The sequence below is a fragment of the Muricomes intestini genome, assembly GCF_004346165.1.
Lineage (GTDB): Bacteria > Bacillota > Clostridia > Lachnospirales > Lachnospiraceae > Muricomes > Muricomes intestini.
This window is the reverse complement of record NZ_SLZZ01000022.1, coordinates 1-12,770: the sequence shown is the minus strand read 5'-3', so window position 1 is coordinate 12,770 and position 12,770 is coordinate 1. Positions and strand designations below refer to the sequence as shown.

13 protein-coding genes are annotated in these 12,770 nt (G+C 42.5%); 1 reads left to right on the top strand and 12 read right to left on the bottom strand.

Annotated elements, in window-relative coordinates; genetic code table 11:
• The 5 genes from EDD59_RS13370 to EDD59_RS13350 are packed head-to-tail and all read right to left on the bottom strand — an operon-like array spanning position 1 to position 4,282.
• Positions 1-1,365, bottom strand: a complete 1,365-nt coding sequence (locus tag EDD59_RS13370; protein WP_132382714.1) for a sensor histidine kinase — start codon at positions 1,363-1,365, stop codon at positions 1-3.
• Positions 1,356-2,015 (bottom strand): response regulator transcription factor, encoded by a 660-nt coding sequence (locus tag EDD59_RS13365; RefSeq protein ID WP_132382712.1) that lies wholly within the window; start codon positions 2,013-2,015, stop codon positions 1,356-1,358. The genes EDD59_RS13370 and EDD59_RS13365 overlap by 10 nt, the downstream gene beginning before the upstream one ends.
• 34 nt (positions 2,016-2,049) lie before the next feature.
• Positions 2,050-2,811: a lantibiotic immunity ABC transporter MutG family permease subunit gene (locus EDD59_RS13360; protein WP_165920944.1), complete on the bottom strand. Its 762-nt coding sequence runs from the start codon at positions 2,809-2,811 to the stop codon at positions 2,050-2,052.
• Positions 2,799-3,578: a lantibiotic immunity ABC transporter MutE/EpiE family permease subunit gene (locus EDD59_RS13355; RefSeq protein ID WP_132382708.1), complete on the bottom strand. Its 780-nt coding sequence runs from the start codon at positions 3,576-3,578 to the stop codon at positions 2,799-2,801. Before EDD59_RS13355 ends, EDD59_RS13360 begins: the two co-directional genes overlap by 13 nt.
• Positions 3,572-4,282: a lantibiotic protection ABC transporter ATP-binding protein gene (locus EDD59_RS13350; RefSeq protein ID WP_132382706.1), complete on the bottom strand. Its 711-nt coding sequence runs from the start codon at positions 4,280-4,282 to the stop codon at positions 3,572-3,574. The genes EDD59_RS13355 and EDD59_RS13350 overlap by 7 nt, the downstream gene beginning before the upstream one ends.
• A 173-nt stretch (positions 4,283-4,455) precedes the next feature.
• Here EDD59_RS13350 and EDD59_RS13345 point away from each other — a divergent pair, with 173 nt between their 5' ends.
• On the top strand, positions 4,456-5,667 hold the full coding sequence (locus tag EDD59_RS13345; RefSeq protein ID WP_132382704.1) for an FprA family A-type flavoprotein: 1,212 nt from the start codon (positions 4,456-4,458) through the stop codon (positions 5,665-5,667).
• Between the two features lie 83 nt (positions 5,668-5,750).
• Here EDD59_RS13345 and EDD59_RS13340 read toward each other — a convergent pair whose 3' ends face one another.
• The 7 genes from EDD59_RS13340 to EDD59_RS13310 form a co-directional block, all read right to left on the bottom strand.
• The gene (locus EDD59_RS13340) at positions 5,751-6,650 is read right to left on the bottom strand and encodes an SDR family oxidoreductase (protein ID WP_132382702.1); all 900 of its coding nucleotides are present in this window, start codon (positions 6,648-6,650) and stop codon (positions 5,751-5,753) included.
• Between the two features lie 268 nt (positions 6,651-6,918).
• Positions 6,919-8,022, bottom strand: coding sequence for a DUF3048 domain-containing protein (locus tag EDD59_RS13335; RefSeq protein ID WP_330572137.1), 1,104 nt, complete (start codon positions 8,020-8,022; stop codon positions 6,919-6,921).
• A 34-nt stretch (positions 8,023-8,056) separates the two neighbouring features.
• The gene (locus EDD59_RS13330; protein ID WP_132382700.1) at positions 8,057-9,532 is read right to left on the bottom strand and encodes an RNA-binding domain-containing protein; all 1,476 of its coding nucleotides are present in this window, start codon (positions 9,530-9,532) and stop codon (positions 8,057-8,059) included.
• Between the two features lie 57 nt (positions 9,533-9,589).
• Entirely contained in the window at positions 9,590-10,150 is a 561-nt protein-coding gene (locus EDD59_RS13325) for a flavin reductase family protein (RefSeq protein ID WP_132382698.1), read from the bottom strand.
• 34 nt (positions 10,151-10,184) lie between these two features.
• The gene (locus EDD59_RS13320) at positions 10,185-10,760 is read right to left on the bottom strand and encodes a nitroreductase family protein (RefSeq protein ID WP_132382696.1); all 576 of its coding nucleotides are present in this window, start codon (positions 10,758-10,760) and stop codon (positions 10,185-10,187) included.
• Between the two features lie 307 nt (positions 10,761-11,067).
• Complete coding sequence (locus EDD59_RS13315) at positions 11,068-12,324, bottom strand: condensation domain-containing protein (protein WP_132382694.1); 1,257 nt, start codon at positions 12,322-12,324, stop codon at positions 11,068-11,070.
• Positions 12,321-12,662, bottom strand: coding sequence for a DUF4097 family beta strand repeat-containing protein (locus EDD59_RS13310; RefSeq protein WP_132382692.1), 342 nt, complete (start codon positions 12,660-12,662; stop codon positions 12,321-12,323). The genes EDD59_RS13315 and EDD59_RS13310 overlap by 4 nt, the downstream gene beginning before the upstream one ends.
• Positions 12,663-12,770 lie beyond the last annotated feature (108 nt).

The window sequence follows — 12,770 nt, the reverse complement described above, 5'->3', positions numbered from 1 at the left end:
TCACATATTGATTTCCAGACGGACAAGTGCACCCTTTGTTCTTGGAGAATTTTCCAGTGTCAGTCTCCCGCCCTGATGCTTCACAAACGAATCTACCATAAACAGTCCCACACCATAATGGTTCCGGGAATTCCTGCTTTTATCGCCCTGATAAAACTGCTGCGTTCCCCTGCGTATGCCCTCTTCTGTAAACCCCAGGCCGCTGTCTTCTATTGCAAATAAAAGTTTACCGCTCTCCTCTTTTATAGAAATACAGATATCCCCTCCCGCCGGTGTATATTCCAGAGCGTTGGAAAGCAGATTCTCCCAGGCCCTTAGAAGAAGCTGTCTGTTACTTTTAATATAATCTGGAATGGAAGAAATTACAACCTCCAGATTCTGATGGTTTGCCTCCGCAAGCATTTTCGCACTTGCTGCAAATGCTTCGGCAGTCTGTCTTACATCTACTTTTTCTTTCTGAAACTGTGACCCTTCCTCCGACTGCAGCATTCTCTGCAGAATCTGTATATACTCTTCAATCCGTCCTGTCTCCTGTAAAATGTATTCTTCGCATTCCCGGGCTTCCTCAGCCGATTCAGCCTCCTGCATAAGCTGCGCATTTCCCCGTATAACAGTCAAGGGTGTCTTAATATCATGAATCAGTGCGCCTATCTGCTGTCTGCGCGCCTCTTCCATTTTCCACTGTGCCTTCAGAGAAGCTTCCAGAGCCTCCCTCATCTTCTCCAGAGACTCCATAACCTCGTCAACCTCCCGAATCCTTGTATCCGGCTTTTCAAATTCCAGATCCTTAAGTCTTACCTTTTCCGTCACCTGCTTAACCGATTTTAACTCTCTTCCGACAATATTCCCAAATTTTCGGCTCAGAAGAACAATCCCAATCAAAAATATCAGCAGGATCAGAATTAGAACCGTTTCGGGAAAACCAGGCAGCCATTTCCTGAGAAGAGGATTTACAAATTCTGCTTTTAGACGATATGCAGCAATACAAACCTCTTCCTTCCTTTGGAAATATTTCAGATATCCCATATTTGGGTTGCCGGAACTCCCCCGTGCATATTCATTCCACATTTTATTTTGATTTTTTTCATTCATATTTCCGTAGAGATAAGTTCCGTCCGTTTGAAAAACCCCATAACTGCACCCGTCCGGTATTAATTCATCTGTCACAGTTTTGGCATTCTCAATTTCCTCCCGGTTATCCTCCAGCATGTTTTCACTATAATTTGCCGGCAGGATCTCCCCTGTCTGGGGGAGAAAGAAAATCATAATCCAGCAGGCCAGTAAACTTGCCGCCGTCAGTCCAAAAAGGCAAATAGAGAAGCGCCAGAAAACAGATTGTAATGTTATTTTTTTCTTTACTTCCATTTATATCCAATCCCCCATACTGTCTCTATTGGGTTCATTTTGTATTCCGCAAACTTTGCCCGTATGTTTTTCACGTGCTCTGTGATTGCCGTCACATCTGAATCTCTTTCATAGCCGAATACCTTCTCGAAAACCTGCTCCTTGGAAAATACCTGGCCGTGATTGAGAGCCAGATATTCACTGATCTCGTATTCACTTTTCGTCAGCGGCACCAAGTGGTTTTCGATTTCAGCCTGCTTTCCCGCAAGGTCAAACAAGACTCCCGATATCTGTACAGCATTCTTCTTCTCACGCTTTTCCCGGCGCAAATGAGCCTGTACCCTTGCCCTTAGTTCTCCAATCCCAAAAGGTTTCATAATGTAATCATCTGCACCTGAGCCAAGAGCATTCATAATACTACTTTCATCTGTTCTTGCGGTCAGAAAAAGTAAGGGGCAGTCCACCTGGCTGCGGATATCCCGGCAGAAACTGATTCCGTCTGTGCCCGGCATCATAATATCCAGCAGAATCAAATCATATCTGCTTAAAAACAATGTATCCACTTCCCCGGCACTTTCGCAGACCGTTACCGTATGTCCGTCCTTTTCCAGAGCGCGGCGGATTAACGCCAGAATCGCTTTGTCATCATCTACTGCCAGAATATACGCCATAGCACTTTCCCTCTCTAAACATTCAGTTTGATCGTCAGTCTTCTATCCTGCTGCCCTCGTAAACATGTACCCATACAAAGAACAGCACGCCCCCTGCCAAAGTAAGAAGCCCTACCAGTATTATTCCAACTTTTGCCTGGTCCGTCAAGAAAGATATATTTATATTTCCCCGGATATACGAAATGTAATACATCGTAAAGCGTCCTGCCCAGGCACAGGGGAAAAATATCCAGATTTCGTCCCCCATTCCGGTCAAAAAAAGCGCCGCCAGAAGACTTCCCACGATTCCAGCCCCGATTGTAATACCTTTTGAAAAACGCAGCCCAAGATATAAATGAAAGCAGTAGGCAAAAAACTGAGGCAGCCACAAAAGCATGGCCATTATTAAGTAAAAATTCGCCGGAAGCTTCAGGTTGGATTCTCCGCCGCCAAAACCGATGCCGAATCCTGCCGTGGCAAGAAAGAGAGCAGCCAGGTTACAGATAAGCAATACGGCTAACTTTTCTGCCATAATAAAACATCTGCTCTTTGTCACACCAAAAAGATTTTGCAGGTGTCCGGCTTCTTTTTCCTGATCCGCTGCCAGAGCACAGATGATACCCACAAGAGTAGGGCAGACCACAGCTAAAACCTCCAGGTAACCGGAAATTTTTCCCCAGTCATTCCAGCCTGTGTAGTGATAATAAAGAAGAAATATGGTAATTCCTGTCACAGGCATTACAAGGTGTATCCATAGAATCCATGTTCTGCGCATTTTTAAAAACTCGGATGCCATAGCCCGTCCTAATTTTCCCATCCTGTCTCCTCCTTTCTCTGATACCATTTGGCAGTCAGTATATATAAAACAATAAATAATAGCAGAGACGCTACAATTCCCCGAGGTATGACATTGGGGTTTAGTACTCCCTCAAAATAAGTCTGGCTCTCCGGTACTGCTGGAAGATTGTTTGGCAATATCTTAAGTACCGGGCACATCAGACGATTGATATAGGTAAATGGATTCAGCAGCCACCACTTTGATAACGCACCTAAAACACCTAATGCTATGTTTCCTGCGAGTCCCAGGATCATTCCTGCTGCAAAACCCAATATATGAAAGACGAACAGCCAGAGCGGAATCTGCCACATAATTAAGATAATCCAAAGCAGGACCGCCTCAAAGCCGGCTGTCCCGGAAATCGTCCTGCTGCCTCCTGCGGCAAATATCCGGCTGATTGTTTCCTCCGCGGCATAAATGATGATTGCTGCCACAGCCAATGTCTTTAAGATGTATGCAGCCTTTGCAGCCCACACCTTTTTCAAATCAATAGGCAATGCACTGATTACTCGGTTCTTCAGTTTTTTCTCCCTCTGAACAGCAAAAGCCGCACTCAAAAGAAGCAGCATGGGATAGAACGTGGTATAAGACCAGTTGAACTGGTTCATCTGGTAATAATAACCCGCATTCTGTGTTGATAAAAAGACAGGTATCACAATAGCGAATAAAGGTACCAGCCAAAACAGCTTAGCAGTGACTGTATGCGTGTGCTTCAGATTTTCTGCCTTTATATATGCCTTCAACATATCGCTTTCCTCCTGTTCTTCTTCACTACTTCTGTAAAAAGTTGTTCCAGGTCTTCTCCCTGCTTCATACCGCCCTGATAACCGAGGACACCTTCTGATATAATTCCAATATAATTGGCTATCTGCTCCACCTCGCTTAAAATATGGCTGGAAACAATCACCGTTATCCCCTGTGCCGCAAATCCACGGATCAGTTCTCTTAGCTCCTGGATTCCAAATGGATCCAAACCATTTGCGGGTTCATCCAGAATCAACAGCCGGGGATGATTTAAAAGAGCTGCCGCGATTCCCAGCCTCTGTTTCATCCCCATGGAAAACTGTCCTGCCCGCTTCTTTTTAGTATCCTTCAAATCTACAATATCCAGCACTTCGTCAATACGCCCCCGAGGCTCCCCTAAAAGCAGCCTTCTGACCTCCAGATTCTCCCTGGCTGTCAGATTCTCATATAATGACGGCTGCTCAATTAGGAGCCCCGTTTTAACAAGACATTGTCTGGACCACTGCTCTCCTTCAAATAAAATCTCACCCTCATCCGGACGCAGCATGCCCGAAAACATTTTCAACAGAGTAGACTTTCCCGCCCCATTAGGCCCAAGCAGCCCATAGACACACCCCTCCGGTATCATCAGTGAAATATGATCCAAAACCATCTGACCGTGGAAAGATTTACACACCCCTCTTGTCTCTAAAATAAAATCCTGCATTTTCATCCTCCTAACACCTTTTTCCTTACTGCTTTATAATAAACAGCAATTCTAAGGAATTTATAAGGAACAACAAAATAGGTAAAATTGTATCAATGATTGCACTCTCTTCTCTTGCGTATTTTTACTTTTATGATAAAATAAGACATACATACAACGAGGAGGACACATGGATGTATTGTTTTAGAAAAGTAACAGCTGATTTATACTGGGTCGGGGGGAGTGACCGCCGCCTGGAACGTTTTGAGAATATGTTTCCTGTCCCAAAGGGCATCGCTTATAATTCCTATCTGCTCCTGGATGAAAAGACTGTGCTCTTTGATACAGTCGATAATGCTATAGGCCGGCAGTTTCTGGAGAATGTAGAGGGAGTGCTTTCCGGAAGGGTTCTTGATTATCTAATAATCAATCATATGGAGCCGGATCACTGCTCTCTCATCGCAGATTTGCTGCTCCGCTATCCGGATATGCAGATTATCGGAAATGCAAAGACTTTTCCCATGATTGACCAGTTTTACGGGATGGATATTGAAGGGAAAAAGAACATCATAAAAGAAGGGGATACTTTCTCCTGCGGAAAGCATACTCTTCATTTTATTATGGCTCCTATGGTACACTGGCCGGAGGTAATGATGACCTATGATGAAACAGATAAAGTACTGTTTTCCGCCGATGCTTTCGGAACCTTCGGGGCGCTTGGAGGAAATATTTTCAATGATGAAATAGACTTTGACAGAGACTGGCTGGATGAGTCCCGCCGGTATTACACCAATATTGTGGGGAAATACGGCGTACAGGTACAAAATGTGCTGAAGAAGATATGCCCCCTGAAAATTCATTATATCTGCTCTCTCCACGGGCCAATCTGGAGAAACAATCTGGAATATATACTGGACAAATACAATCTGTGGAGCAGGTATGAACCGGAAGTTAAGGGTGTCATGATTGCTTATGCTTCCATGTACGGCAATACAGAGAATGCCGCCGATGTACTGGCTGTCAGGCTTGCCTGTGCCGGTGTGAAAAATATTGCCGTTCACGACATTTCCGGAACCCATGTGTCTGAACTAATATCAGACAGTTTTAAATACAGTCATCTGGTACTGGCTTCTCCCACATATAACGCTGGTATTTATCCTGTTATGGCGAACTATCTGGATGATATGAAGGCATTGAATATACAAAACCGCACGGTGGCCGTACTGGGAAACGGAACTTGGGCACCCATGTCTGCAAAACTGATAGAAGCTAAAATCAGTGAAATGAAAAATATGACACTCCTGACAGAGAACTTCGCGATAAAATCTGCATTGAAGGAAACGCAGCTAGGCGCTTTAGATGAACTTGTGGGAAAATTGGCAGGAGAAATCGTTGGAGAAGCGTAATAATTTTCTTTGAAAAAGAGTCTGGCTTGCCAGACTCTCCCGTCTACAAACGAAGATGCTTTGTTTGCCTTTTCTCAACGCTGTCACGACTGCATAGACTGTCCGCCGTCTACATGGAGTACCTGCCCGGTGACATAAGAAGCATCATCACTGGCAAGATACACATAGGTAGGAGCCAGCTCCACAGGCTGTCCGGCCCTCTTCATAGGCGTGCTTGAGCCAAAAGTTTCAATATAATCAGCAGGCCAGCTTGCTGGCTGCAGAGGCGTCCATATTGGTCCGGGGGCAACAGCGTTCACCCGGATTCCATGGGACACAAGGGAGCGCGCCATAGAACGTGTAAAACTGACGATGGCACCTTTAGTGCTGGAGTAATCAATAAGCTGATCATTTCCGTTGTAGGCCGTAACCGATGTGGTATTGATAATGGTACTGCCGCATTTCATGTAAGACAGAGCTATTTTCGTCATCAGAAAGATTCCAAAAAAGTTAATCTGAAAAGTGGTTTCCATCTGCTCCATAGAAATGTCCTGAATATCATCCTGGGGAAACTGTACACCGGCATTATTTACCAAAATATCCAGGCTGCCCAAATCTGAAACACACTTTGCTGCCGCTTTTCTGCAGAAGGCTTCATTCCGCACATCACCGGCAAATAAAAGACATCGTCTGCCCTGTGCTTCTATACATGATTTGGTCATCCTTGCATCCTCGTGCTCATTGTAATAAATAATACATACGTCTGCCCCTTCTTTAGCAAACGCTACAGAAACTGCTCTTCCAATCCCACTGTCACCACCGGTCACAAGGGCTACCTTGTCTTTTAACTTCCCAGTTCCAATATAATTGGGATTGTCAAAAATCGGCTTTGGCTCCATAAGGCTTTCCAACCCTGGCTGCAAATCCTGATGCTGGGGCGGAAACTGAATTGGAATCTTCCGGCATTCCTCTTTATAACCTAAATTTTGGTTAAACTTGCGCATTATTAATCTCCGGTAACATTTTATAATATTATATGATACGAAGGTCAAAAGGTTATGTGTTTCATGCTTGCATGAAAAAGCATGACTTTGGGACCCGCAAAACATGAGAAAGCAGCCCGAGCAGGGCGGATTTCGAATGTTTTTAGGATTGCGGGAGCACAAAGTGCGGAGCAATCCGTAGGTATCAAGGGTCAAAATACCTTTTGACCCCAACATCATTATATGATACGAAGGTCAAAAGGTTATGTGCAATAGGTGTCAGAGTCTTTTATTTAAATTCACTTTGACCGGGATAATTAACAGCAATATAGCTCTTTCCACGGTTAACTTTGATCTCTTCTTTACTTTCCTGATCGTAGAACCGCAGATAGGAAGTCTCATCGTTGGTATCTTTGTTCCAGTATATCTTCTGGACACCGCCGTTTGAAACATAGTAACCCACAGCCGTCTCACTTCCGTCCCAATCCACATTCTTATGTCCAATATCATCTCTGACCGAAATCTCCGTTTCAAGCACAAATACATTTGTAAATGCAAGTTGTGTATTTGAGCGGCTGTCCATCTGCGGGTTTCCGTTTATCTGCTTCAGATAAGTCTTCGTTGCAGGATCATAAGTCAAAGTAGCCGTAGCAGCGCCAAAATTGATATTTACCGTGTTACAGTCTACTCCCTTCGGCTTCAGCTGCTCCTTTAATCCGTTGAATCTAAATGCTGTGTCCTTCTTGTTTTCTGTCAGGTCTATTCTTCTGCCTTCAGACTGAACAACCGCGGAAAACTTCGGACCGTCGAAATATCCTGTATGCTCCAGAGAATAGCCTGCATTTATCCTGTCCTGATCACGTCCGAAAAGCCCGCCGGCATTATTCATTCCGTCATATTGATCCAGATTCAAAGCCTCCAGATAATCTGAGATACTGTCGTCGATTCCCCAGTTTACATAGAATGCATCATAGCCCTGGGAAAATGCAGGAAAATAATAGCGGCAGCTTCTGACTGCACAAACCTGAGGCATTGCTGTATAATCCCCGTACATTGCCATAAAACGAGTCACATCCCCCTCGACGGGAATTTCATATATAATATCTGCTTCCGCCACACCATACTGTGGCAGCGCATCCTGCACATTATTCACCATAACTGCCACAGGCCTTTTCCCTATGGCCCCATCCGACAAATCTCCCAATCCGGTTAATAGATTCTGGTTTGCCGGAATCTGTTCGGCCGGTTCCTCCTTTTTCTCCGGCTTCTTATCCTCCGTTTTCGCGGGTTTCGCCGGTTTTTCTGTTTCTTCAGCTTTTTTCTTGCAGCCTGCTATGCTAAACAGTACAAGAAGTACAAGCAGTATAATACCTGTTTTTTTCAGTCTTTTCATATGAGCCTCTCCCTTATTTTTCACCTTTGTGTTTTTAGCTTATATTCTTTACTATCCAATAGCCTTTCCTCGGAGAACCTACCCTTGATAAATATTGCAACTCTTTCAATTTTTTAATATTGGCCTCTATCCTTCTCGATGAAATCCCTATAATTTCAGATAATTCCCTTGCTGACAAATATGGATTATTTCCTAACTCAGTCAAAATCTGCTTTTGAACATTTGAAATTGCTGTGTATTCACTGACTTCCCGGACTTTATCTCCGACGTTTTCTCCGATGTTTTCTCCGATGTTTTCTCCGATGTTGACATTTTTCGTTCTCATGTCAAATGAGTAATCATCATCAAGGGGAACACTGATTCTGAACACATCTCCTTCTTTCAGCTCCGGTTCTTTTCCCGAATATAACTTTCCATATTTAAACAAGTTCCTAACCCCGGATCCTAATTGATCTGATAAACCAATATTTCTAAAAAATGCAGCAATAATCGGGTTCTTAGGATTTGGCTCAAAATCATCCGGCGTCAACACACCCTCTCGAACAGCTCGATTTGCATTTTCTACAAACATTCTGTCCTTCTCGATTACAAATTTTGCAATATAAGTGCTTGTCATTTCCCGATGAATCAAAGTATTTACAAGCATTTCTCTTGCTATAATATTTCGGAGACTTACCCTTCTGTCCTTTTCAAGGAAAAACTTATCCCACAGATGCTTCTCTGCAAACCCCATCAGCTGTTCATAACTTTCAATCAGATTGGTCTGCACAATTAAACGGTCATCATATCTGTCTACATTCACTTTTCGCAGCAATGCATCTGTTCTGTACCCAGGAACAACTGACAATATTGTTTCGTCTTTTCCCAGCAGCATGACAGCCGCTAAATTATATCCTTTTTGCCCGGTACCCACATCTTCCCCATACAAACCGGCACTTCTTAAAAATTCTTCATCATTCATACTTTCCCATGGATGCTTTCCTCCGGCATTATTAATCGCCATCTGCCTCACTTTAGGTAATAAATTCATCCGTAACTGTTCGGTCTTCAAATAAGGATATATTCTCTTTTCAGTAAAGATGTTTTGTTTGCGGATGTACATAGATGCAATCTGACTTGTTGCTGTAACTTTTACATCCGCATCGTCTACTCTGTCATAAATAACTTTCTTAAAACTATGCACTTCTGAACTTGGAGGTACATGAACATGAATAATTGTTTTGCCTTTATACTCCACAATCTTTGCTTCAAGATAAACTGTTAGCTGAAACATATTGGGATTGCTGATTACTTTTATAAAGTTCCTGATCATATCAGCAGCTGCCCTCTCAGATATACCGACGACATGTCCATCATCCGCAATTCCCAAATAAATATCACCACCATACCTGTTTAAAAAAGAGCAGACTGTCTCATATGTGTCATTTTCGATTCCGTTACCACACCTTTTAAATTCAACTGCGATAGTTTCACCTATTGTAATAACATTATCCATTATTTTTTCAACCATTACAGCTTCTCCTATTTACACCTTTTCAAATTCCTTAAAGCAACTTTTCAATGTCTTTTATTTCAGTTTTGCTCCATCCTTGAAAGCATATCCAGCTTGCTCTCCCAGTCTCAAATATGTGTTATTTACCGGATCAAAGGTAATCGGGTCAAGCTTCATCGGATCAATCTTTCCCTGCTCATCAAGAATACTTTCGTCTGCGCTGACATTCATAATTTCTCCAACCAAACGGCAGGATTCTTCATCATAGCTTATCAGTCTGCATTCCAGCGCCATGGGCAATTCGTTGATTAGCGGCGCATCCACGAACTCGCTTTTAATCGTATGAAATCCGGTTTTCTCAAATTTATCCGGCACATCATTGGCAGATACAATTCCCACATAGTCACATTCCACCACATGTCTGGCATCCGCCATGCTGACAGTGAACGCGCTGCGCTTAAGAATGTTCTTAACTGTCTTATGCCCTGCGCTAAGGCACATAGAAATTTGATTGCTTTCACTGATTCCGCCCCATGCAGCATTCATGGCGTCGACAGTCCCATCCTCTCCATAGGTAGCAATAATTAATACCGGCTGCGGATAAGTGTACGGTTTTGCTCCAAAATTCTTTCTCATTGTAAATTCCTCCAATCTGTAGCTGTTCCAATCTTCATACTAAAATATCTTCTAATTTACGCTTTGGGACATAGTGTACGTCATTTTCATCTCTGTAATATGTTGTGCTTTCTCCAGCTTCTATTTCAGTCAGCACTACTTTCTCTTTGGGCTTTCCCAGCGCGACTGCCAGTACCGGAGTTAAATTCTCAGCCAGATGTAACGCAGACTTTAATCTTCCCGGACTAAAATTTGCAATCATACACCCGCCAAGTCCCTTTTCAGTTGCCGCCAACAGTATCGTCTGAGCTGCAATTCCTACATCTTTCTGGTGTGCCGCCAATGATTCTCTGATATTCGTATCCTGACAAATTACAATAAATCCGGTAGGACACATTCCTTCGTGGGGGATCTGCAGGCCGGGCAGGGCTGCTGCCCACTTTGTCAACGACTGAATTGTATGAACAGCGTCTGCCTCCCAGGCTAGAAAATACTTAAATGGCTGCGCATTCACACTGCAGGCTGTCAGCCGCGCACAATCCACCAGTTCCAACAGTACCTCTCGGGATATCTTGTAGGTTTCATCATATCCACGGCAGCTTCTGTTGGCAATCACTAAATCCCTAAACATTTTTATCTTCACCTGACCTTTCCTATTTTTCTCCTATGATTCTGTTTGCCTTTTCCCGATATGCTTCCATAATTTCCATTATACTTCACCCTTCTTTTTTTCACAATATTAAGTCTACGACAAAATGGCTGAAAAATGAAACTGTGAAAGGGCTTTCCAGTACAGACATTTGTTGCTGCTCTATTATTTTTTTGTGTAAATTCTTTATATTACGATGTAGGGGCCGCTATTGTATAAGTACCTAGTGCCCCTCCTGATAGTGTTCCCTAATATAGTTGATATCTCTCTTGATTACATAATTGCTTTGCTATTCTTGTATCCATTCCAATAATTCTTTTTTTACTTGTTCCAAAATGAATTGACCTATGCTTTCGTCAACATCTTCTCCAATCAAAGTACAATTTAATGTGCATGTATTCCGAAATGTACTAATAGAAAGCTGAAAGTCAGGGGGACGCCGATAGGTTCCCGTCAAATAACATTTATTGATATTACAGTCGTGAAAATACAGCTTTTCATGGTCTATTATTCCCATATTGGTATAGGAAACAGGGAGCAAATGATAGCTTTTTTTAATTGCTTTCTTTAGTACAAAACAAGGTGTTTTATGAAAAGCAAAGTTAAGCAGCCATATACCTGCAAAGCAACGGCAGCGGTTTTTTTGGAGGGTCATTTCAATACAAACCTGTGATAAGGTTTCGCTGAACGTATGCTGTGGGTTGATTTCTACGATAATCGTTTTATAAATTCCAGTCATATTTGCTACAGTTAGATTATCTTGCTCTAGCTGAAACCTACGCAAATCAGCCGGACAGGGTAAAATTATCTTATCCGTGTTTTGTAAACGGGCTATGACACGGGCATAGGCCGCAATAAAAGCATGGTTAAGTGTTGCACCGCTTTTCTTTGCTTTTACATGAATTGCAGTCAGATCATTTGGAGCAATTGTACTATTCAAGCAGAAAAACTTTGTACCACTGTTAAAAGTCCGCAAGGGACTAACCTCAATTTGTTTACCATATTTTGTTTGCTCTGTTTCAGATTGAACACGAATATTCTTCAAAAGAGGGGAAATATCCCTTGTGTTTTGCAATTTATTGCCCAAAGAGGCGCCGTTGTAAAGTGACGATAACAAATAGAGGTATTGCAAAAAACCCGAACCATCGGCCAAAATATGGCTCATTCCAATGACCATAATGTTTCCCTGTTCTTCCTTAGAAAAGGTGATCTGCAACTGGGCATTTCTACTTAAATCCCACCAAAAATCAGCTTCAAAGCCAACACGGTCAAGAATAAATACATTTTCAACAGTTAAGCCCCGGTCGACAAGGCACCTACGCTTAAAGTCATAAATATAAAGAATTTCGGGGACATATTGACTGGATAGATAAACTGCCTTTTTCAATTTTTCAATGTCAAAACTTCCCTGTATTACCATTCGGCAGTACATCAACGGATATACTTTGTTACTATAAACCATTTCAACAAAATCCAAACTTTCACATTTTGTCGTATTATTATGTACACTCTTTATTTTTCTGTGGCAAAATTCTATTAGTTTCATTGTGTTACCTCTATATCCCCATTGTTTGTCTCTACTTTAACGGTTACGGTCGGATTGTTGCCGACAACCCCGCTATCAGAACCAACCGCATTATCCAATGTGACATTCCCGGACGAATTATCAATACGGAGCATGGATGAATCTATGCTCATGTCAGAAAAATCAATATCTCCATTCGTTGAAGTAACAGTAAGATTTTCATGGTATGATTTCGGCAAATAGACCTCGATATATCGAGAAAAACCGCCCTTAAAAAACGGTTTGCCGCCCTCACTTATATGGATACTTTCATTGCGCTCCGTTACGTTTGCATAATAGCTGCTTTTATTTTCTGTCATGTATTCTTTAATCGTAAGCGATGAATAACATAGCGTTCCAAATTTCAGATCCGATATGAGATAATCTATCTACATGAAGTAGATGAATCAGGATTTGCCAATACTTGA